Here is an 18,727-nt window from a genome sequence, read left to right as displayed (position 1 = left end):
GGCTTACTCCGTGGTCTGCGTGCGACAGGCGGCGTCGCGGAAGGCCGTGACGTTGCCGTTGTTGTATCGGGCAACGATGTTGCGGAACAGGTGCTGGTCGATCGATGAGAAGTAGCGTACCGACTGCTTCTCGCTCGGCTTCGCGACTTCGGCGTATTCGTCCATGCTCAGGCGGTCCGGCGAAGCCTTGACCTTCCGCACCCATGCGTCGAAGTCGGTGGCGCTCGTCGCGAGCGTGCGGAACTTCATGTCGGCGAATCCCTTGCCGCTGAAGTTGGCGGACATACCTTCGAAATTTCCCGGTGCATCCGCGATCAGGTGCAGACGGGTCTGCATGCCGACCATTGCATACGCCTGGGTGCCGAGTTGCGGGATGAAGAATGAGTTCATCACCGAGTCCGACGTGATCCGGAAATTCACCGGCGTATCGACTGGCACGGCGAGCTGGTTCACCGACGCAATGCCGAGGTCCGGGTAGATGAAGAGCCACTTCCAGTCGAGCGCGACCACCTCGACGTCGATCGGCTTCACGCTCGACTGCAGCGGCTGGTACGGGTCGAGCTCATGCGTGGTGCGCCACGTCAGGATACCGAGGTACAGGATGATCAGGGCGGGGATCGTCCAGACGACGATCTCGATCGCCGTCGAGTGCGCCCATTTGGGTGCATAGACCGCGTGACGGTTCGACGCACGGTAGCGCCACGCGAAGAACAGCGTCAGCAGGATCACCGGGATCACGACGATCAGCATCGCCCACGTGGCAGTGGCGATCAGCGACTTCTCGGCCGCGCCGACGCTCCCTTTTGGATCAAGCACAGTCAGATCACATCCCGATAGACAGGCGCTCAATGTCGTGACGATGGCTATCGACCGTTTCCTTAAGGCTTTTCTGTCTGTCATAGTGGTTAAGTCCGGGTTGTGGCACTTTTGACCTGAGGCTGGCTTGACGCATGCGGCATCACACTCGCAGCGTCATGGTCCGACAACCGGCCAGCTTTGTGATTGATGTCGATCAAGGATGAACAAAGCGGCGGGTGCGGTGCACTGACGCAGTGCGCGGGCTATATCAGGCGATCGCCCATGTCTTCATGGCTGAACTGAAGCAGAGCCAGGCTGCGAGGGATGGCCTCGATCTGGCAATCGAGGATCGTAACGGGGCACGTGGCGGGGAACGAAGGACAGACTTTACGGCGCCCGTGTGAACAGGGGAACACCTTGCTGACGGCGCAGTTTGCGGGTAATGCAACGCTCGCAGCATTCTCGATGCGCGGGACAATCTGATCCGGATCAGCAAATACGCACCTTGGCGTTGCTATTTCGGAGTTCGACGAACACTTCTTGTCGCGTTGTTTGCGCCAGCCACCGACGGTCGTGCCGCTAGATCAGTTTTGACCAGGACGCGCTCGAGGGGCGCTCCAGATAACCGTCGAACACCATGGCCACTGCGCGCACGAAGAACCGGCCTTTTGGGGGAATCGAGATGCCGTTTCCATCGATGCTCACCAGTCCCGCCTCCCGGTATGGTTCCAGGGCGGTAAGCTCACTTGAGAAATAGCGGACGAAGTCGATCTGATGCGCTAGCGAGATCGCCGCGAAATTCAGCGGCACGCTGCACATGAGCGTCATGATCACCTCCCGACGCAACGCATCGTCAGGCGACAGGGCAATTCCGCGTTCGACCGGAAGCCGGCCTTCGTCGAGTGATCGGTAGTAGCTTTGCAACGAGCTCGTCGACTGACTGTACGCGCTGCCGATCTTGCCGATGGCCGACACACCGAAGCCGACCAGATCGCACTCCGCGTACGTCGTGTAGCCTTGGAAATTGCGATGGAGGCTACCGTTGCGCAACGCAATGCTCAGCTCGTCGTCGGGTCTGGCGAAATGGTCGAGACCGATATAGATGTATCCGGCATCGAGAAAGCGCTGGGCCGAGAGCATAAATATGCGCAGGCGCTCCTCGGTCGATGGCAATCGGGCTGCGTCAATTAATCGCTGGGCCTTGAAGCGGTCTGGCAGGTGCGCGTAGTTGTAGAGCGCGACGCGATCGGGCGCCAGCCGGATCACCTCGTCCAGTGTGTGGGCAAAGCTGGCGACAGTCTGCTGTGGCAAACCGTAGATCAGGTCGACGTTAATTGAGGAAAATCCCGCATCGCGTGCGCCGCTGAGTGCGCGTTCCACCACATCGAGTGGCTGGATGCGATTGACAGCCTGCTGGACGTTGGTAGCAAAGTCCTGTACGCCGAAGCTCGCTCGGTTGAAGCCGAGGCGCGCGAGTGGTGAAAGCGTTTTAGTGCTGACGGTTCGCGGGTCAATTTCGATGGCGAGTTCTGCGTCGATCGAGAACGCGAAGCGGTTCTGCAGTTGCTGGACAAGCTCTTCGAGCTCGGCAACGGGGAAGAAGGTCGGCGTTCCACCTCCCAGATGCAGCTGCACGGTTCGCCGGTCAGGTCCGAGATGTGACGCGACCAGGTCCATCTCACGAACGAGGTAGCTCAGATATCTAGCGCTGCAGCCATGGTCGTGCGTAATGACCTTGTTGCATGCGCAGAAGTAGCAGAGCGATCTGCAAAACGGCAGATGAACATATAGCGAGAGCGGCGGATTATTCTCAGCAGTAGCACGAGCGGCAAGCTGACGTTCGTATGCCCGCTCCTCGAACCCGGGGTGAAATCGATCTGCGGTGGGATATGAGGTATAGCGAGGCCCCGAACGGTCGAAGTGGCGAACCACCTCCGCGGGAATCTCCGGACTGTCAGGCGCTCGGGATGCCGCTTCCCGCATCCGCGCGCGCTGCTTCGGCTGATAGTCTGCTTCGCGGTGTATTCGTTTCTTCATCCCCATCTCCAGAACCTTCTGCGCGGACAGCGCGGCGAACACGGCTGCCCCGATTGTCCTGCATGGAGCCTGGAAAGCGCTGATCTGTATCAATACGAGGTGTCGTGAGCACGATAGTCCTGTGTAGGTGAGAGGCGAGGCGCGGGACGTGTTCGTGATATACACGGACGTTCGTTCTGGAATAGCGCTACGCTCAGGCGCGCAATCTCGCGAAGGCGGCCGCCTGAAATTACGTGCCTGCGACCGGGCAACGGGACGGCACGCCCCGGCGAGCTCGTGTTGGTGGCGACGGCAGAAGTCCGGCCTCAAGGCTCCCGCTATCTCGACATTCCTACGCGTGACCCGATGTCGCATCTTGACTTCGGGATCGGGACCGGTTGATCCCGCGCAAGGGCAGCCCTGATTTGCGCGTCGACAATTCCCCGCATACATCAACAAGGGGAAAGCGATGAAGCACGTGATTAAGGCCGTGATGATCGTGGCAAGCCTGTGCGCTACCGGTTTGTTCGAAGTGCGGGCATACGCGGATGACGTAAGCGCGAACGGAAGCACGATGGCAGGCGAGGTGCCGGCGGATGGGATCCACGCCGGTGACGTGCTTGTGCGTCTGCGTGCCATCTCGATCGAGCCCGAAGTACACACCAGCGGCACGTTGTCGTCGCTCGGCGTGAGTGTCAATAACGCACTCGTGCCGGAGTTGGACCTGACCTATATGATCCGCGACGCGATCGGCATCGAGCTGATTCTCGCCACCCCGCGGCACCACGTGACGTCTGACCTCGGCGATCTCGGTGGCGTGAACGTGCTGCCACCGACGCTGCTGCTGCAATATCACTTCAACCATGCTGGCATGATCCGACCGTATGTCGGCGCGGGGGTCAACTACACGTACTTCTACAACGACGGCCTGAGCGCGAGATCCGAAGGCATCCAGGTGTCACGCAGCAGCTTCGGTCCGGCGGTGCAGGCTGGCGTCGACGTGCAGATCACGAAGACCGTCTTTCTCAACGCGGATATCAAGAAGATCTGGATGCACACGGACGCCTCGGTCGGCGGCAGTTCATTGGGCCGACTGGACATCGACCCACTGGTACTGGGAATAGGCGTCGGGATGAAGTTCTAGCGAGCGCAGCGAGTGTCCCATTCCGTTGTCAAGTGCGCACGCTGCTCAGGCTGGTCGCCGATCCGGCTGTGCGTTACCAGGACGACTTCACTGCCAACGACATGGCGGCTAGCCTCGACTGCCTGCAACTGCTGCGTCAAACCTGAAAACCCCGGCAATGGCCCACCTCACCCAAAAACCCGGCTGCTCCGGCAATGCGCGCCAGAAAGCCCTGCTGCGCATAGCCGGCCACACACTCGACGTGCGCAACCTATTGAGCTGGCTCTGGATCGCCGCACGCTGCGGGCCTTCATGGCGCCGCGGCCGGTCAGCGAGAGGTTCTACCGCGCGGCACCGCGCATCAAGTCGAGCGAAGTGGTGCCGGAAACGATCGGCGCCAATGTCGCCCTGGCGCTGTTGCTGGCCGAGCCGCTGCTGATCCGCCGGCCGCGGATGCAATGCGACGAGCGCCGCATGGTCGGCTTCAATGCGGCCTTGGTGAACACCTGGATCGGGCTCGGCGCGCAAGCACCGGCCCCGGACATGCCGTACGAAGGCTGCGCCGCAATGACGGACCACAGCTCGCACCAACGGGCGATCCGCTGCGCCGCATCCACCTGAAACGGAGATCTGATCACTATGCCCCTGTACGACTATCGCTGCGCGGCCTGCGGCCACGCATTCGAAACGCTGGTGCGCGCCGGCCACGCGCCCGTCTGCCCGCAATGCGGCGGCACCGCGCTGGACAAGCAGGTCAGCGCGCCGGCCTCGCCCGGCAAGAGCCGCGCGATCATCTCCTGCGCGCGGCGTCAGGCGGCGCGCGAAGGGCACCTCAGCAACTATTCGCCGGCCGAGCGCCGCAAGCTGCTGCGCTGAGCCCAACGGGGAATCGCGCTGTCGATGTAGATGAGCCTCGAGGGCGCCTACGGGATGGCACTCAGTCTCACCGTCTCCATGGCCGGCACGCTGGATCAGGCCACCGCCGACAGCCTGCTGGAACGCGCGAAGGGCATCTGCCCGTATCTCGACGCGTGGCTTCGCAACATTGCGTCAGCACGGCCGCCCTCGCGCTCGCGCGCTTCGATGACCACGACGGAAACGTCCTGCGCATGCAGTACGCGCGCCAGCGCGAGGCCGCCTAGACCCGCGCCGACGATGGCCACGTCGACCACCAGCGATTCGACCGCGGTCATCTCGCCGCTCAGACGAAGTCAGCAGTTCGATGGTCACCGGCTCTTCGGCCAGCACGGCTTGACAGGCGAGGCGCAACTTGGAGCCGACGCCGACGAGCCTATCGAGCTTGTCGTTTTCGAGCCGCTGGATCTTCGACAGGCTCTTGCGCCCTTCCTGTACGAACAGGTGGCAAGATCCGCAGTCGGCCTTGCCGTTGCACTTGTGCTCGATGCTCTCGCCTACGGCGAGCAGTGCCTGCAGCAGGGTCGCGCCGGCGGCAACGTCGTAGGTCTTGCCCGAAGGCAGTACGGTCATTGTGGTCATGATGGGATCTTCATAAAAGGCTACGGATAAAGAACGATGAAAAGCGGCCACGCTTCACGCGGCCAGTGCGGGTTGCGCAGTGCCGACGGCGTCGGCGTCATTGCGAAGGCCTCATTCATGACGCTCACCAGCGACTTGCGATGCTTGAAGTTCTCGATGAACTGCGCCGCCTGGGTCAGCCGGGTGCGGATCTTGTGCAGCACGCTGACCTTGGCCGTGATGATTTCGGCGAGCGCGAGCGGCGTGGCTGGGACGGCCGTATCGGGGCACAGCGCGAGCAGCGCTGGTCCCAGGTACGGAATGACGCCGCCCGCACACAGGCGTTCGGCGATGGTCTGGACTGAAACGTTCATGGAGTGCGCCTCACAGATAAATGGCGGCGCCGGCGCCCACGTTGGTCGCGGTGTCTTTCAGCGTCTTGACGATGTACTTGACCTGGTCGGTGTCGAGCAGCGTGTGCAGCGGCAGCGCCAGCGCGCGATCGCCGATGCGCTCGGTGTCGGGCAACAGGCCGCTCCTGCGGCTGATCGCATCGCCCGCGTTCATGTAGTGAAACTGCTGATGCAGCGGATGGCTGTAGGCCACCGTCTCAATGCCGCAAGATTTCATGTCGTCTATCATCTGGGCGCGCGCGCTCTGCGTAAAACGCTTGCCCAAATGCACAACATAGAGCATCCAGTGCACTTCTTCGACGTCCTCGGCCACGTAGGCCGGCTTGATCCCTTCGAAGCTTTGCATCTCTTCGTGATACCAAGTCTCGACCTGCTTTCGCTGCGCGAGGCGCGTGTCGAGTTCGGCCAGTTGCGCGAGACCGAGCGCGGCGGTCAGATCACTGATGCCCGCCTGCAGCGGCACCCACGAGCCGACCGAGACGGACGCGCGGTCCGTGACGCGCCGCTCGCGCAGATAACGCAGTTCATGGACGAGTTCGTCATCGTCGGTGACAAGCATGCCGCCCGCTCCTGTGCACAGCGCGGACGGGCTGGAGAAGTCGAACACAGATACGTCGCCGAAACAGCCCACGTTGCGGCCCCGGTAGCGCGAGCCCAACGCCTCAGTACTGTCTTCGATCAGCCGCAAGCGCTGCGCGTCGGCCAGTTCGCGCAGCAGCGCCCACGCGGCCGGGTGGCCGTTGGTGTTGCCGGCGAGGATCGCGCGCGTGCGAGGGCCGATCTTCTGCGCGGCTTTTTCGGCGCTCAGACAACCGCTCCAGTAGTCGATGTCGGCGAACACCGGCACGGCTCCCGCCAGCGTGATCGCCTGCGCCACCTGATGCCAGGTGTGCGACGCGCAGACCACCTCGTCTCCCGGGCCGATCCCCGTCGCGCGCAACGCAATCCAGGTCGCGAGCGTGCCGCTCGCGACCGCGACCGCATACTCCCGGCCAACCCAGCCCGCAAACGCGCGCTCGAACGAATCAAGCATCGGCCCGTCGCTCCAACGTGAGGATTGCAGCACCGCGTTGACGAGACCGATCTCGCGCGCCGCGCAAGCCGGTTCGCTCAACGCGATCTCATCGATTTCCATGCGCCTTGTCCTCAGTCAGGATCAACGCATCGGCCTCTTCAGGCCGCTGCGTGATGGACCTGTAATACCCGGCCGATATCGCGAAATAGATACTGCGCACACCGAACCGGAGCGCTGCTGTCTGGTCGCGCATCACCGTTGCGCTGACATGCATTGTGCGCACCTCGGGATAACGTTCGTGCCATTGCGCGGCAGCGTCGCGTAGCGTCGGTGCCGTGCGGAGCAGGTCCGCCGCAAAGTCCAATTGCTCGGCGTTCAGGCTCATCTCACTCCTCCACGCCAGTAATGCGCCGCGCTTCGACCGTGATGGGCAGTGGCGTATCGTCGGCCATCGCGGGCAATTCGAGTTGCCAGCCGTTCGCGAGCGTGACGAGACCGCCCCACATCTCGGGCTGCGCCATCGCGACAATGGGCTCTTCCAGGTCCTTCTTTGGCAGGTAGGCGCTCAGCGCGCCCTTGCTGTCCTTGCGGATTATGACTTTCATGGTTGCGGACTCCGGAGATTGATGAGAGGTTCAAACCAGGTTCAAGCGAGATGCGCTGCTTCCTCCAGCAAGGGACGAAGCAACGGCGGCAGATGGGCGAGCACGTACTCAATATCCTGCGCCGTAGTGATTTCGCCGAGCGACAGCCGCACCGCCGCGTGCAGCCAGCGCACGCACCAGCTTCAGGTGCGCAGCATGTTCGATCGCGCTGAATACGCCACGGTGCCGGCCCTCCGGCGCCGCCGCGTGCAGCCCGCACACGGCGAGGTGATTGGCTTCGGTGGCGCCGTTGGCGAAGCTCAGCTCTGTGGGCTTGCAACCGAGCGCTCGCGCGATCGTCGCGCGGGCCGCAGCGAGCGTGCCCTTCGCCTGCTGACCGACGGCATGCTGCGACGACGCGTTGCCCCACACATCCGTCAGGATGTACAGCGTCGCCTGCCACGGCGGAGGCTGGCGGCATGGTCGCGTTGTGGTCGGAATAGATCGTCGCCCGGCTCCGTTAGTTTGCTTCACGGCCAGAACACGCATTCGCGATCGATGCACAGCGTGTCCAGCAGCTCGCCCAGATCGGTGCTCTCATGCTGGGGCATCCATCGGTGCGACGCATGATCGCGCGCGCTCAGGTGCCACATACCGTCTTCATCGCGCGTGAGCCAGGCTATGTCGATCATCCCGCCATTCGCGTCGACATTGCGGGAGCAGCACGGGCTCTCGACACGGAACCCCCGCCCATCGCGCAGCACGCGCGGCTGCACATAGCGGTAGCGGGTACGCTCGCGCAACGCTTGCTCGATCTGGCGCTGGGTCAGGTCGAACGGGCGGCCCGCGCGCAAACCGTCGCGCGGCGGCGCCGCTTCTGGCGCGCTCGCCTGAGCCGTCATGACATGGCTCCTTCTTCGGGTAGCAGGCCGGCGGGTGCGGGCGCAATTTCATTCTCCGTGCATCCGACGACACAGTTGCCGAACTCCACCAGATAGACCGGCTCGCCGCTCTCAACCACCTGGCCGACGTTGACGATTTCGCCGACCGTACCCGCCTCGGCCAGACAATCGTCCTGGCCGCGCTCCGGAAAGCTGCCGTCGTTGCACAGGTCATCCAGCGCGATCACGCGCATGCCCCACTGATAAGCAGGCTGAACCGGTTCGATACTCATGCTGACGGCTCCTGCGGTTGCGACGTTTCCGGCTGGACCCGCGTGCCGATCTTGTGCAGCGCTTCGGCCCGCTCGCCCAGGCCTTGCAGCACGTCGTCGGGCAGGTTGTCGAGCGTGCATAGCTCTTTCGCGCGCATGCCGACACGGTGGCCGCTCTCGACGAAATCCACCGCGTAGATATAGAACTGCTGAAGGAAGGTGTCGATGCTGGTGACGTAGCCGATCTCGCCCTTGTTCACCAGCACTTCGCCCATGTCTTTGCCGTTGTAGGTGCCGTCGTTGCGGATCACCGCGCGTGCGATCACGCGCTCGCCGTAGTTGAAGCGCGGGGGAAACGCGACCTCGATCAGGTCGTCGTCGCGATTGATGTCAGCCATGCTTCACTCCTGCTGATCGTTGCGTCTGTCCGGTGGTCATCAGGTTAGCGACCTCGCCCGACTGCCGGCGCTGCCGCGCGAGCGCGCGCACCTCTTCGTCCGCGTCATCCACCAGCGACGCCACGATATCGCCAGCGGCGCGCCGCGCGACTTCCCAGCGCACTCGCCAATCGGGATCGAACGCGAGGCGCGATAGCAGCGTCGCGGGCAGACGCTCGGCGACGATGCGGCGTACCTCGGCCTCGCTGTCGTCGGTAATACGCAGCAGCGCAGGCATCTCAAGACGCTCTGCCAGTCGCATCCGGACTACGCGATCAGGGTCGCCGATCATCTGCCGCAGCAGCGCGAGCGGCAGACGCTGCGCCACCCATTCGCGCACGCCGTAGTCGGAATCGCCCCGCATGCCGACCAATGCAGCAGGCGACAGGCGCTGCACCACGAGAATCCGCACCTCGCGATGTGGATCGTGGATCAGGCGCGCCAATTGCGCCTGCGGCAATCGCAACGCGAGCTGCAGCCGGACCATCTCGTCCGGGTCGCCGAGCAATGCGGGCAGACAAAACACACCAGCGTGACTCGCTGGCCCGCAACCGTGCTCCGCCGGCAACTCGCGGAACCGCACATACCCGCAGCCGGCGCAGTCGAGCGGGCCGCCCTGGCAGTGGCGCGGTGCAATGTCGCCGCCTGGTACGCGCACGTTCTGTACGCTCATGGTTGCGTCCCCGTCCAGCCGCGCGTCGGATACTCACTCAGCGCATCCATTGCATCGTCGGACCCGACTCCGGTCTCATGACGATACAAGACCTGCGAAAGCAGCGCGCCCCCCACCCGGTCTTCGGGATCGAGCCGGCGCAATTCGCGCAGTAGCATGCGCGCTTCTTCAAAGTCGCCGAGACGCATGTTGAGGTACGCGAGGCCTTTCAGAGTGAACAGATAAAAACGCGCGGCCGCGTCATAACGCGTGGTCACGATCGCGGCAGCAAGCGGTTCGTCGCCGAAATCTGAGCCCAGCGCGGTGCGGGCGACCGCCAGCGCGTCTTCGCCGATCGCACGCGCCTGCGCCAATTGATGGCCGTAGAAGTAAAAACGGTACAGCGCGATCAACGGCACCGGATGGCGCGGCGCGGCGGCGCGGGCGCGTTGCAACAGCGCGAGCGCCTCGTCGGGGCGCTCGCGCAACCGACCCGCCTCGGCGATCAATGCATTGACGCCCGACGGCAAGCCGCCGCCAATCGCCCTTTGCGCAAACGCGGTCATTGCGTCGTCGAGGGCACGGTCGCCGGAGTCCATCGCCATCGCTCCTCTTCAGGAGATCTGACGCGGCAGCGGCGGCCGCCCGCGGCCAATCGCGCTGACATCGATGGTCGCCAGGCCCGGCGGCGCCGACTCCGCACTGCTGCTGCAACCACAAGCGGCCTGGTTCGGATTGAAGAAGATCAAGCCGGACTGGGTTGGCGTGTCGGCGAAATCGATCGTTATGCCTTCGAGCATCAGCCGGCTCTCAGCCGGCAGGAATATGCGCAGGCCGTTGATGTCGAGTTCCTGTTCGCCTGGTTGCAGCGCCGGCTCGGCGGTGAATTCCGCGGTATAGCCGGAACAGCCGCCGGCGTTCACCACCAGACGAAAGCCGGCGCCAGCCGGCAGGCCCGAAAAGCGCACGATACGACGCATGAACTTCTCGGCGGCGCTCGTAACAGTTACGTTGGACAGCATGATGCGTAGTCTCCTGATGGATCAATGGCCGGCCCGGCCACGAGCCAGACTCAAACCTGAACGATGCAGCCGTCCACGGGACACACGGCGACGCACTGCGGGTCGTCGAAGTGGCCTTCGCATTCGGTGCATTTCTTGGGGTCGATCGCGAACACGCCGCTTTTCTCGATGATCGCGACATTGGGGCATTCCGGTTCGCAGGCCGAGCATCCCGTACAGGTGGACGCAATAATCTTCAGAGGCATGGAGGCTCTCCTGTTGTCCTGTCTGGAAGGGTGTGGGGTTGTCACGCCGCTGAGGCTGACGAGGTGTAAGCACCCTGGCGGATCGAAGCATCGCCGCGGTCCCGGTGCACGATGGCGCCGCTGGCGATGCGACTGCGGTAGTCGTTGAACCAAGCAAGCACCGCTTTTTCGATAAATTCGCCGACGTACTGATCGACCGGCTCGATGCCCGCTTGTGCAAGTTCGTCCTTCGGGCAGGCGCCGATCTTCGCGACCAGCACCGCGTGGCAGTCGTGGAGCGCGCGCACGACCGACGGTAGTTGCTCGTCGTCGCCGTATCCGCCCCGGCAATACAGGTCCACCCGGCGATGGCCGACGAACAGCGCTTCGGCTGCCGAGACCTCGAAGATCTGAAACTCCGTGACGTGGCCGAAGTGCTCGTTGACCCGGCCGCCGCCCTTCGTTGCGACCGCGACCAGCACCTTAATGTCGTCGGCGACGTCGATCTCGCGAGAGACAGCCAGCGCTTCTTGCTTCGCGTCGTGCTGCGCCTGACGCTCGGCTTCGACGCGCTGCTGGTATTCACGGCGGCGGACGAGGTCGTAGACCACTTCCATCTGCTCGAACTTGTCGAGCGTGAAATCCTCGCTGCGGTCCTCGCCCAGCAGGCCAACCGCATCCGCGCGGCACTGGCGGCAATGACGCATCAGGTTGGCGCCGCCCATGCAGGCGTCCTGCACGGCCTTGAGTTCCTGCGCAGTCGGTCCGCGCTGGCCGCTCAGGCCAAAGTGAGTGCCGTGCTCGGGCTCCGAGATCAGCGGCATGATGTTATGCAGGAACGCGCCGCGTTTCTTGACGTCGCGGTTGACCTCGATCAGGTGCTCCTCGTTGATGCCGGGAATCAGCACCGAGTTGATCTTGGTCAGCACGCCGCGTGCGGTGAGCATCTCGAGACCCTTCATCTGCCGGTCATGAAGGATGCAGGCTGCTTCGTAACCGGTCACGCGCTTGTGCTTCCAGAAAATCCACGGATAGATTTTCTCGCCCACCGCCGGGTCGACCATGTTGATGGTAATTGTCACGTGGTCGATGTTGTACTTGCAGATTTCGTCCACGAGGTCGGGCAACGCCAGGCCATTGGTCGACAGGCACAGCTTGATGTCCGGCGCCTGTTCCTGCAGCATCCGGAACGTCTCAAAGGTCTTCTTCGGGCTCGCCAGCGAATCACCGGGACCGGCGATGCCAAGCACCGTCATCTGCGGAATCTCGCTTGCGACCGCCACGACCTTCTTCACTGCCTGTTGCGGCGTTAGCTTCTGAGAGACCACGCCGGGACGCGACTCGTTCGCGCAGTCGTATTTGCGGTTGCAGTAGTTGCACTGGACGTTGCAAGCTGGCGCCACCGCCACATGCATGCGCGCATAGTGATGATGGGCTTCTTCCGAGTAGCACGGGTGATTCTTGACCTTCTCCCAGATGTCCGGCGGCATGTCGTCGAGACTACCCGACGCGCCGCAGCTGGTCCTACCCTCGCCACCGTGCGTGCCGCAGCCGCCACCGGTGGACGGGTCTTCGATCTTCACGCCGAGCGATTTAATCTGCCCGACGCTGATGTAGGCCGCTGCGGGCAAGTCGCTCGCATTTGAACTCGCTTGCATGGATATCTCCTCGCAACCAACGGCGGCCGCGCGCAAGCCATAGAGCCAGATCCATGCCACTCGACAAGAACGCCAGGAATCAACGGGTTAGGATATATTTCGCAGTTCTGTTTGATCCCGGCGCGCGACGTATCCCTACAATTTCGTTGCGTCGTGTCGGTGTTGCGACAAATCTCACACGACCCGGACAGCATGTTCTGAACCAGCGAGGCCTGAAACGACGGCGAGATATCGCCGATCTCGTCAAGGAACAGCCTACCGCCGTGCGCCAGTTCGAAGCAGCGCTTACTTGGCCCCTCCGCGCCGGTGAACGCACCGTTCTCGTGGCCGAACAGCCCGCTTTCCCGCAGGCACTCCATCAACGCCGCGCAATTGTCGCGACGAACGACTCGCTGCTATCTGGACCGCGCCACCCATGCGAACAGGAGCGCCGGTTCATCGTTCACGTTGGGCACGATCACCCCAATGCCGCTCCTTCACGCGCGGCCGACGGTGCCTTCGCCGGGCCGGAACTGAAGACCCTACTGCTCGTCACGCGAAAGACCCTTAGCGCTCAGGGCGCGCAGTTGCCCGTCCGATTCGGCCAGCACCACAAAGGCGCGCCGCCACTCCATCGTCTGCACAAGATAGTTCAGGGACTCGCGGAAGGCTTTCGCCACATCGAGCGACGAAACCAGCGTCTTGCTCACCTAGTAGATGCCGTCCAGCGCTTGCCGGGCAACGCTTGCCTGAATGTTCACCATTGACTTCCCCTTCGTGCGCTGAGCGCTTTCGATGTACCAGCGCAAGGCGCACGATCGACGCAAAGACACGGCGTTTGAAGTAAGCGCATTTCCACGCAAGCCATCGCGCATGGCAATCCCGCGCGCGTAACGACAAATCCGACAAAAAGAACGGCGACAATCCTCACTCGTCGGGCGCATCGACACAAAAACAACAGCGAAACAACAGCGGCCCAGCTGAAAGAGGCCACCAGAGCGTGAAAATCCACTGGCATGGAAGTTGCCCTTAAGGTCGCATTACCCCGTTTTCAGGAGCCTGCGATGTCGGATTTCCAACGCGTCAGTACCGGTCTCGCCATGTTCGAAGCAGCGCTCCAGCCGGGCGCCGTGCTTGCGTCGGTGATGTTCGTCAACAACAAGACGGGCGTGATCCAGGACATCGCCGCAATCGGCGCGCCCCGCCGCGCCCGGGGCATTCTGCCGCACGTGGATAGCGCGCAGGCCGCCGGCAAGGTGTCGATCGATCTCGCCGCTCTGCCGGTCGATCTGATGTCGTCCTCGGCTCACAAGATCGACGGCTCCAAAGACATTGGCGCGCTGTATGTGGAGCTCCGGCCGCGCATGCCGATCGCGTGCCAAATGCACGGCGGCGTCCACGAGCGCGGCATGGGCTCGGGACGTTGTGCACGCATCAGATCCTCGAGGAACTGCCATTGCCGCCGGTCGAGATCCACTGCTCGATTCTCGCCGAGGACGCGATCAAGGCGGCCGTGTCTGACTTTCGCTCGCGCCAGACGATTCGAGGCGCAGCAGCCGACGACCTGTAACTCGCCGAGCAACCGACCTGCTCGTCTAGCCCGAAGTGAGTCCATTCAAGCCTGAGAGGAACCTCCATGGAAACGCTCGCCCAACCGGCTTCCGCCACACCCGGCGTCATGCCCCGTCTACTCGAATTCACGCCTCAGGCCGCTGCGAAAGTGGCTTCGCTGATCGAGGAGGAAGGCAATCCCAACCTGAGGCTGCGGCTGTACGTGTCCGGCGGCGGCTGTTCGGGCTTGCAGTACGGCTTCGCGTTCGACGACCAGGTGGCGGACGACGACATGCAGATCGTGACGGACAGCGTCACGCTGCTGGTCGATTCGATGAGCCAGCAATACCTGCCCGGCGCGCGCGTCGACTACGAAGACGGCCTGGAAGGTTCGCGCTTCGTCATTCACAACCCCAATGCGCAGAGCACCTGTGGCTGCGGCAGTTCGTTTTCCGTATGAGGCAATCATGAAAATCTCACTGACTGGCGCCTCCCGACGAGGAGAACGACCAGTTCGACAATGCGTGAGGCCTCGACGTGCAACCGCGTCTCGCGTGCTGCGTGAAGCTGCGCGACGCCGACCTGACGATCGAACAGCCGCCACATACGCGCGAGCTCGCGCGTGAGCATTGGGGGCATGCGTCCTTAGCGCTGTGCGGCCTCTTCAAGCGCCATAGCGGTCATCGCCGCGAGCGCATAGCCGCGCTGATAGCCGCCGCCTGTGTTTATCTTCCCGCATCGCCGTTGCAATGGATAGCCAATCCATACAGCGTTTGCATCGCGCCGACCGCGTCCGCACGTCCTGGCTGACCACGCCCATCGCATCGCATCGCTTTCTGCAGCGCCGTGTTCATCGCTACACCTGGCTGTTCGAAACACGACATTCGCGACAGGTCTTCGTTGGTACCGCTTCATCACAGCGCCAGCGAACACCGGAAAGCCCCGCGGCAAGCGGCTATTCGCACTAACCGTGCATGGCGCAGTACTTGCAAACCGTATGATCAAATGCCTAAAGGACAACTTCCCGTGTCGAATCCGATCATCAACGACACCACACTGCGCGACGGCGAACAGACCGCTGGCGTCGCATTCACGGTTGCCGAAAAATGCGCGATTGCCGAGGCGCTCTCAAGCGCCGGCGTACCCGAACTGGAGATCGGTATCCCCGCGATGGGTGCCGAGGAAATCGATTGCATCCAGACCATCGTCGCGCTGAATCTCGACGCCGATCTGATGGTCTGGGGCCGCCTCACCGACGCGGACTTGGCGTCGGCCTTGTGCTGCAATCCCGACATCATTCACCTGTCGATCCCCGTGTCCGATATCCACCTTCAACACAAATTGCGCCAGCCGCGCTCGTGGGTGCTCGCGCAGGTGAATCGCGTGGTCAGCGCCGCCGTCAAAAGCGGCCGCAAGGTTTCGCTGGGCGCGGAGGATGCCTCGCGCGCGGACCCCGCGTTCCTTGCCGACGTGGCGCGGCACGCGCAACGGTGCGGTGCGCAGCGCATCCGCTTTGCGGACACGCTCGGCGTCCTCGATCCTTTTTCGACCTATGAAGCGATTGCGCGATTGCACGACGCGGTCGATCTGGAAATCGAAATCCACGCGCACAACGACCTCGGACTCGCAACCGCGAACACCCTTGCCGCACTGCGCGCCGGCGCAACCCACTCCAACACCACTGTCAATGGTCTCGGCGAACGCGCCGGAAATGCCGCGCTGGAGGAGATCGTGATGGGCGTGCGCCATATCATGGGTCGCAACACCGGCGTCGACACGACCGCGCTGTTGAGCATCTCGCGGCTTGTCGAACGGGCTTCAGGACGCCCGGTCGCGCTGAACAAAAGCATTGTCGGCGCCAGCGTATTCACGCACGAGTCCGGCATCCACACAGACGGGCTCGCGAAGAATGCATCGACCTACGAGAGCTTCGATCCCGCCGAACTCGGTCGCGAACGCTCGGTCGTGCTCGGCAAGCATTCGAGTTCGCAAAGCGTGCGCCGGGCTTATGACGCGCTCGGTCTGGCCGTCAGTGAAAAGCTGCTCGTGCTGCTGCTGACCCGTATCCGCCACCATGCCACCCAGCATAAGCAAACGCCCAGCGCCGCCGACCTGTATCGCTTCCTGATCGAGTTGCGCTACACCGTCGGAGAATTGTCATGAGCGGCGCTGTGGTCGGCTTCACGAAGTGCGTCGCGCAACCCGAACAGTCGGGCACGACGACGCCGTGCGCCACCAGCGGCGCCTGCGACAAGTACTTCGCCGAGCCGACGTTCTGTCCACACCTATCCTCATCCGCTTGCAAGGAGTAAACGTGATGGAAAGCTTTGTCCAGCAACTCAAGGCGCTGTCCTCAGCCGAGGACTTCCTGCAGTTCTTCGGCGTTCCGTTCGACCAGAAGGTCGTCAACGTGAGTCGACTGCACATCCTGAAGCGCTTCTTTCAGTACATCCAGCAGCAGGACGCGCTGCCGGAAGGCGACGAACCCGCCCTGTTCGCGTCATATCACGCGCTGCTGCTGAAGGCTTACGGCGACTTCGTCACCTCCACGCCGGCGCAGGAAAAAGTGTTCAAGGTGTTCCGGGACACAAATGGACGACAGCACGTTTCACTCGACAGTCTGCGCGCGTCGCTGCCCGCGCGCACCCTTGCCTGACAGGTGGAGCAAGACCATGCACATTGTCGTCTGCATCAAGCAGGTCCCGGACTCGACGCAGATCCGCGTTCATCCGGTCACCAACACGATCATGCGCCAGGGTGTTCCGGCGATCGTCAACCCGTATGACCTGTTTTCACTCGAAGAGGCGCTGCGACTGAAGGACCACTTCGGCGGCAAGGTCACGTTGCTTTGCATGGGCCCGCCGCAGGCCGAGGAAGCGCTGCGCAAGTGCATCAGCTTCGGCGCGGACGACGCCGTGCTGCTCACCGACCGTGCATTCGCTGGCGCGGATACGCTCGCTACGTCGTACGCGCTGGCAGCGGGTATCCAGCAGATCGCGAAGGAGCAGGCGGTGGACATCGTGTTCACTGGCAAGCAGACGATCGACGGCGACACCGCGCAAGTCGGCCCCGGTATCGCCAAACGCCTCGGGCTGCAACTGCTGACCTACGTGTCGCGCATCGTCGAGACCGCTCTCGACGCGCGCACGATCACCGTCGAGCGCCGCGCCGAGGGCGGCGTGCACGTGCTCAGGACTGCGCTGCCGTGCCTGATCACAATGCTGGAGAACACCAACGAACTGCGTTTTGCGACGCTGCCCGCGATGATTCATGCGGCCGGCTACCCGGTGCGCAAATGGAACTGCGAACAGGCCGGCATCGAAGACCTCAGCAAGATCGGCCTGAAGGGCTCGCCGACAGCGGTCAGAAAAGTCTTTGGACCGACGCCGCGCAGCGAGAAAGCGGAGATGCTCGAGCTCGACGCATCGAGTCTGCGCGACGTGTCGGTGAACCTGCTGCAAAAGATCTTCACGCGCCATCCAACCCTGGAAGCTGACCTGCTGATGAAGGAGGGGTCATGAACGCACCCGCCGCCCCCGCGAAGAAACCCGTCGGCCGCGCAGGACGCAACCTCGAACTGCCGGAACACCTGAAGGCCTACAAAGGCGTCTGGGTCTTTATCGAGCACGACCGTGGACACGTCCACAGCGTCTCGTGGGAACTACTCGGTGAAGCGCGCAGATTGGCCGACACGCTCGGCAGCCGAGTGGGCATCGCGGTGCTCGGCGGCGCGAATGAACCGCTCGAACAGTTCGCCGCAGAAGCCTTCACTTACGGCGCGGACGATGCGTACATCGTCCACGACCCGGTCTTGCAAGGCTATCGCAACGAGCCGTTCACGAAAGGGCTGACTGACCTCGTCAACCGGCATCAGCCCGAGATCCTGCTGCTGGGCGCGACGTCGATGGGCCGAGACCTCGCCGGCTCCGTAGCGACGACCTTGCTGACCGGGCTGACCGCCGATTGCACCGAACTCAACATCGATCCCGCGTCGCGGGCGCTGGCGGCGACGCGCCCCACCTTCGGCGGCTCGCTGTTGTGCACGATCATGACGCTCGCGTACCGTCCGCAGATGGCGACGGTGCGCCCGCGCGTGATGCCGATGCCGCTGCGTGACGCCGAACGCACCGGCAACATCGTCCATGGAACGCTGGGGATGATCGAGACGGACATCGTCACGAGGCTGCTCGACTTTATCCCGGATGCGAGCAGCAACCGGATCAACCTTCCCTATGCCGATGTGATCGTGAGCGGCGGCAAGGGGTTGAAGAGCCCGGAGAACTTCCAGCTGGCGTTCGAACTGGCGAACGTGCTCGGCGGCGAAGTGGGTGCGACCCGGCCATGCGTGCAGGCCGGCTGGGTCGAGGGGGAGCGCCAGGTGGGACAGACCGGCAAGACGGTGCGGCCCAAGCTCTACATCGCCGCCGGCATATCCGGCGCGATCCAGCACCGCGTGGGCATGGAAAGCGCAGACGTGATCGTGGCGATCAACACCGACCCGAACGCACCCATCTTCGATTTTGCACACTACGGGATTGTCGGCAATGCGTTGCAAGTGTTGCCCGCGCTGAAGCAGGCTTTTGTGGAGCATTTGACCCGACGCCGCGAGCAGGCTGCCTGAGGAGA

Annotated in this window: 25 protein-coding genes and 5 pseudogenes; 12 read left to right on the top strand and 18 right to left on the bottom strand. The window is 63.2% G+C overall.

Annotation, left to right across the window (positions count from 1 at the left end; all coding sequences use genetic code 11):
- Positions 1 to 3: 3 nt before the first annotated feature.
- Together cyoA and hemN are read right to left on the bottom strand one after the other, a co-directional pair.
- On the bottom strand, positions 4 to 900 hold the full coding sequence (gene cyoA / locus BJG93_RS34625) for a ubiquinol oxidase subunit II (protein WP_034476734.1): 897 nt from the start codon (positions 898 to 900) through the stop codon (positions 4 to 6).
- 477 nt (positions 901 to 1,377) lie between these two features.
- The gene (hemN, locus tag BJG93_RS34620) at positions 1,378 to 2,781 is read right to left on the bottom strand and encodes an oxygen-independent coproporphyrinogen III oxidase (protein WP_231337739.1); all 1,404 of its coding nucleotides are present in this window, start codon (positions 2,779 to 2,781) and stop codon (positions 1,378 to 1,380) included.
- Positions 2,782 to 3,283: 502 nt separating this feature from the next.
- On the opposite strand from hemN, the gene BJG93_RS34615 reads away from it, so the two are divergent.
- From BJG93_RS34615 to BJG93_RS34605, 3 genes are all read left to right on the top strand, one after another.
- The gene (locus BJG93_RS34615; RefSeq protein WP_071336666.1) at positions 3,284 to 3,958 is read left to right on the top strand and encodes an OmpW/AlkL family protein; all 675 of its coding nucleotides are present in this window, start codon (positions 3,284 to 3,286) and stop codon (positions 3,956 to 3,958) included.
- Positions 3,959 to 4,249: 291 nt separating this feature from the next.
- Positions 4,250 to 4,558 carry a thioredoxin domain-containing protein gene (locus BJG93_RS34610; RefSeq protein WP_322791100.1) on the top strand — a complete coding sequence of 103 codons (309 nt, stop codon included), beginning with the start codon at positions 4,250 to 4,252 and terminating at the stop codon, positions 4,556 to 4,558.
- Positions 4,559 to 4,576: 18 nt separating this feature from the next.
- Entirely contained in the window at positions 4,577 to 4,813 is a 237-nt protein-coding gene (locus tag BJG93_RS34605) for an FmdB family zinc ribbon protein (protein WP_071336667.1), read from the top strand.
- 333 nt (positions 4,814 to 5,146) lie between these two features.
- Here the strand turns inward: BJG93_RS34605 and BJG93_RS34595 are convergent.
- From BJG93_RS34595 to BJG93_RS34520, 16 genes and pseudogenes are all read right to left on the bottom strand, one after another.
- Positions 5,147 to 5,434: pseudogene (locus BJG93_RS34595) on the bottom strand (2Fe-2S iron-sulfur cluster-binding protein); the annotation flags it as partial.
- Between the two features lie 77 nt (positions 5,435 to 5,511).
- Positions 5,512 to 5,787, bottom strand: a pseudogene (locus BJG93_RS34590) (SIR2 family protein); the annotation flags it as partial.
- A 10-nt stretch (positions 5,788 to 5,797) separates the two neighbouring features.
- Entirely contained in the window at positions 5,798 to 6,961 is a 1,164-nt protein-coding gene (locus BJG93_RS34585; RefSeq protein WP_071336670.1) for a DegT/DnrJ/EryC1/StrS family aminotransferase, read from the bottom strand.
- Entirely contained in the window at positions 6,948 to 7,226 is a 279-nt protein-coding gene (locus tag BJG93_RS34580; protein WP_027193755.1) for a hypothetical protein, read from the bottom strand. Before BJG93_RS34580 ends, BJG93_RS34585 begins: the two co-directional genes overlap by 14 nt.
- A gap of 1 nt (position 7,227) precedes the next feature.
- Complete coding sequence (gene nifT, locus BJG93_RS34575; RefSeq protein ID WP_027193756.1) at positions 7,228 to 7,446, bottom strand: putative nitrogen fixation protein NifT; 219 nt, start codon at positions 7,444 to 7,446, stop codon at positions 7,228 to 7,230.
- Positions 7,447 to 7,554: 108 nt separating this feature from the next.
- Positions 7,555 to 7,974, bottom strand: coding sequence for an aminotransferase class V-fold PLP-dependent enzyme (locus BJG93_RS34570; protein WP_231337721.1), 420 nt, complete (start codon positions 7,972 to 7,974; stop codon positions 7,555 to 7,557).
- Complete coding sequence (locus BJG93_RS34565) at positions 7,956 to 8,327, bottom strand: DUF3024 domain-containing protein (protein WP_231337720.1); 372 nt, start codon at positions 8,325 to 8,327, stop codon at positions 7,956 to 7,958. Before BJG93_RS34565 ends, BJG93_RS34570 begins: the two co-directional genes overlap by 19 nt.
- On the bottom strand, positions 8,324 to 8,599 hold the full coding sequence (locus BJG93_RS34560) for a nitrogen fixation protein NifZ (protein ID WP_027193759.1): 276 nt from the start codon (positions 8,597 to 8,599) through the stop codon (positions 8,324 to 8,326). Before BJG93_RS34560 ends, BJG93_RS34565 begins: the two co-directional genes overlap by 4 nt.
- Positions 8,596 to 8,976 (bottom strand): nitrogen fixation protein NifZ, encoded by a 381-nt coding sequence (locus BJG93_RS34555; protein WP_071336674.1) that lies wholly within the window; start codon positions 8,974 to 8,976, stop codon positions 8,596 to 8,598. Before BJG93_RS34555 ends, BJG93_RS34560 begins: the two co-directional genes overlap by 4 nt.
- Complete coding sequence (locus BJG93_RS34550; RefSeq protein WP_027193761.1) at positions 8,969 to 9,688, bottom strand: HEAT repeat domain-containing protein; 720 nt, start codon at positions 9,686 to 9,688, stop codon at positions 8,969 to 8,971. Before BJG93_RS34550 ends, BJG93_RS34555 begins: the two co-directional genes overlap by 8 nt.
- Positions 9,685 to 10,266 (bottom strand): hypothetical protein, encoded by a 582-nt coding sequence (locus BJG93_RS34545; protein ID WP_231337719.1) that lies wholly within the window; start codon positions 10,264 to 10,266, stop codon positions 9,685 to 9,687. Before BJG93_RS34545 ends, BJG93_RS34550 begins: the two co-directional genes overlap by 4 nt.
- A 15-nt stretch (positions 10,267 to 10,281) precedes the next feature.
- On the bottom strand, positions 10,282 to 10,689 hold the full coding sequence (locus BJG93_RS34540; protein ID WP_231337718.1) for a HesB/IscA family protein: 408 nt from the start codon (positions 10,687 to 10,689) through the stop codon (positions 10,282 to 10,284).
- Positions 10,690 to 10,739: 50 nt separating this feature from the next.
- Positions 10,740 to 10,934, bottom strand: a complete 195-nt coding sequence (locus BJG93_RS34535) for a 4Fe-4S binding protein (protein WP_071336676.1) — start codon at positions 10,932 to 10,934, stop codon at positions 10,740 to 10,742.
- A gap of 41 nt (positions 10,935 to 10,975) precedes the next feature.
- Positions 10,976 to 12,571 carry a nitrogenase cofactor biosynthesis protein NifB gene (nifB, locus tag BJG93_RS34530; protein ID WP_071336688.1) on the bottom strand — a complete coding sequence of 532 codons (1,596 nt, stop codon included), beginning with the start codon at positions 12,569 to 12,571 and terminating at the stop codon, positions 10,976 to 10,978.
- A 197-nt stretch (positions 12,572 to 12,768) separates the two neighbouring features.
- A pseudogene (locus BJG93_RS34525) lies at positions 12,769 to 12,945 on the bottom strand (sigma 54-interacting transcriptional regulator); the annotation flags it as partial.
- A gap of 147 nt (positions 12,946 to 13,092) precedes the next feature.
- Positions 13,093 to 13,260: a hypothetical protein gene (locus BJG93_RS34520; RefSeq protein ID WP_154671661.1), complete on the bottom strand. Its 168-nt coding sequence runs from the start codon at positions 13,258 to 13,260 to the stop codon at positions 13,093 to 13,095.
- Between the two features lie 384 nt (positions 13,261 to 13,644).
- Between BJG93_RS34520 and BJG93_RS36635 the strand changes: the two are divergent.
- From BJG93_RS36635 to BJG93_RS34475, 9 genes and pseudogenes are all read left to right on the top strand, one after another.
- Positions 13,645 to 13,994: pseudogene (locus BJG93_RS36635) on the top strand (aminotransferase class V-fold PLP-dependent enzyme); the annotation flags it as partial.
- Positions 13,986 to 14,120: pseudogene (locus BJG93_RS34510) on the top strand (iron-sulfur cluster assembly scaffold protein); the annotation flags it as partial. The pseudogenes BJG93_RS36635 and BJG93_RS34510, both read left to right, overlap by 9 nt.
- A gap of 66 nt (positions 14,121 to 14,186) precedes the next feature.
- Positions 14,187 to 14,561 carry an iron-sulfur cluster insertion protein ErpA gene (erpA, locus tag BJG93_RS34505; RefSeq protein WP_071336678.1) on the top strand — a complete coding sequence of 125 codons (375 nt, stop codon included), beginning with the start codon at positions 14,187 to 14,189 and terminating at the stop codon, positions 14,559 to 14,561.
- Between the two features lie 77 nt (positions 14,562 to 14,638).
- On the top strand, positions 14,639 to 14,911 hold the full coding sequence (locus tag BJG93_RS36630; protein ID WP_407675303.1) for a hypothetical protein: 273 nt from the start codon (positions 14,639 to 14,641) through the stop codon (positions 14,909 to 14,911).
- Positions 14,912 to 15,127: 216 nt separating this feature from the next.
- The gene (gene nifV / locus BJG93_RS34495) at positions 15,128 to 16,264 is read left to right on the top strand and encodes a homocitrate synthase (RefSeq protein ID WP_027193768.1); all 1,137 of its coding nucleotides are present in this window, start codon (positions 15,128 to 15,130) and stop codon (positions 16,262 to 16,264) included.
- Positions 16,261 to 16,413: a hypothetical protein gene (locus BJG93_RS34490; RefSeq protein WP_154671662.1), complete on the top strand. Its 153-nt coding sequence runs from the start codon at positions 16,261 to 16,263 to the stop codon at positions 16,411 to 16,413. Before nifV ends, BJG93_RS34490 begins: the two co-directional genes overlap by 4 nt.
- A gap of 5 nt (positions 16,414 to 16,418) precedes the next feature.
- The gene (gene nifW, locus BJG93_RS34485; protein ID WP_027193769.1) at positions 16,419 to 16,757 is read left to right on the top strand and encodes a nitrogenase stabilizing/protective protein NifW; all 339 of its coding nucleotides are present in this window, start codon (positions 16,419 to 16,421) and stop codon (positions 16,755 to 16,757) included.
- 16 nt (positions 16,758 to 16,773) lie between these two features.
- The gene (locus BJG93_RS34480) at positions 16,774 to 17,622 is read left to right on the top strand and encodes an electron transfer flavoprotein subunit beta/FixA family protein (RefSeq protein WP_027193770.1); all 849 of its coding nucleotides are present in this window, start codon (positions 16,774 to 16,776) and stop codon (positions 17,620 to 17,622) included.
- Positions 17,619 to 18,722, top strand: a complete 1,104-nt coding sequence (locus tag BJG93_RS34475; protein ID WP_027193771.1) for an electron transfer flavoprotein subunit alpha/FixB family protein — start codon at positions 17,619 to 17,621, stop codon at positions 18,720 to 18,722. Before BJG93_RS34480 ends, BJG93_RS34475 begins: the two co-directional genes overlap by 4 nt.
- The last annotated feature ends 5 nt before the right edge of the window (positions 18,723 to 18,727 follow it).

This window comes from Paraburkholderia sprentiae WSM5005, from assembly GCF_001865575.2.
In the GTDB taxonomy this organism is placed as follows: Bacteria; Pseudomonadota; Gammaproteobacteria; order Burkholderiales; family Burkholderiaceae; genus Paraburkholderia; species Paraburkholderia sprentiae.
Note: the sequence above shows the minus strand (reverse complement) of the source record. Positions and strands in the feature narration are given on the sequence as shown.

Coding starts and splice junctions, on each gene's coding strand:
- cyoA (WP_034476734.1), bottom strand. CDS start 900: ATGACAGACAGAAAAGCCTTAAGGAAACGGTCGATAGCCATCGTCACG.
- hemN (WP_231337739.1), bottom strand. CDS start 2,781: ATGCGGGAAGCGGCATCCCGAGCGCCTGACAGTCCGGAGATTCCCGCG.
- BJG93_RS34615 (WP_071336666.1), top strand. CDS start 3,284: ATGAAGCACGTGATTAAGGCCGTGATGATCGTGGCAAGCCTGTGCGCT.
- BJG93_RS34610 (WP_322791100.1), top strand. CDS start 4,250: ATGGCGCCGCGGCCGGTCAGCGAGAGGTTCTACCGCGCGGCACCGCGC.
- BJG93_RS34605 (WP_071336667.1), top strand. CDS start 4,577: ATGCCCCTGTACGACTATCGCTGCGCGGCCTGCGGCCACGCATTCGAA.
- BJG93_RS34585 (WP_071336670.1), bottom strand. CDS start 6,961: ATGGAAATCGATGAGATCGCGTTGAGCGAACCGGCTTGCGCGGCGCGC.
- BJG93_RS34580 (WP_027193755.1), bottom strand. CDS start 7,226: ATGAGCCTGAACGCCGAGCAATTGGACTTTGCGGCGGACCTGCTCCGC.
- nifT (WP_027193756.1), bottom strand. CDS start 7,446: ATGAAAGTCATAATCCGCAAGGACAGCAAGGGCGCGCTGAGCGCCTAC.
- BJG93_RS34570 (WP_231337721.1), bottom strand. CDS start 7,974: ATGCGTGTTCTGGCCGTGAAGCAAACTAACGGAGCCGGGCGACGATCT.
- BJG93_RS34565 (WP_231337720.1), bottom strand. CDS start 8,327: ATGACGGCTCAGGCGAGCGCGCCAGAAGCGGCGCCGCCGCGCGACGGT.
- BJG93_RS34560 (WP_027193759.1), bottom strand. CDS start 8,599: ATGAGTATCGAACCGGTTCAGCCTGCTTATCAGTGGGGCATGCGCGTG.
- BJG93_RS34555 (WP_071336674.1), bottom strand. CDS start 8,976: ATGGCTGACATCAATCGCGACGACGACCTGATCGAGGTCGCGTTTCCC.
- BJG93_RS34550 (WP_027193761.1), bottom strand. CDS start 9,688: ATGAGCGTACAGAACGTGCGCGTACCAGGCGGCGACATTGCACCGCGC.
- BJG93_RS34545 (WP_231337719.1), bottom strand. CDS start 10,266: ATGGACTCCGGCGACCGTGCCCTCGACGACGCAATGACCGCGTTTGCG.
- BJG93_RS34540 (WP_231337718.1), bottom strand. CDS start 10,689: ATGCTGTCCAACGTAACTGTTACGAGCGCCGCCGAGAAGTTCATGCGT.
- BJG93_RS34535 (WP_071336676.1), bottom strand. CDS start 10,934: ATGCCTCTGAAGATTATTGCGTCCACCTGTACGGGATGCTCGGCCTGC.
- nifB (WP_071336688.1), bottom strand. CDS start 12,571: ATGCAAGCGAGTTCAAATGCGAGCGACTTGCCCGCAGCGGCCTACATC.
- erpA (WP_071336678.1), top strand. CDS start 14,187: ATGGAAACGCTCGCCCAACCGGCTTCCGCCACACCCGGCGTCATGCCC.
- BJG93_RS34490 (WP_154671662.1), top strand. CDS start 16,261: ATGAGCGGCGCTGTGGTCGGCTTCACGAAGTGCGTCGCGCAACCCGAA.
- nifW (WP_027193769.1), top strand. CDS start 16,419: ATGGAAAGCTTTGTCCAGCAACTCAAGGCGCTGTCCTCAGCCGAGGAC.
- BJG93_RS34480 (WP_027193770.1), top strand. CDS start 16,774: ATGCACATTGTCGTCTGCATCAAGCAGGTCCCGGACTCGACGCAGATC.
- BJG93_RS34475 (WP_027193771.1), top strand. CDS start 17,619: ATGAACGCACCCGCCGCCCCCGCGAAGAAACCCGTCGGCCGCGCAGGA.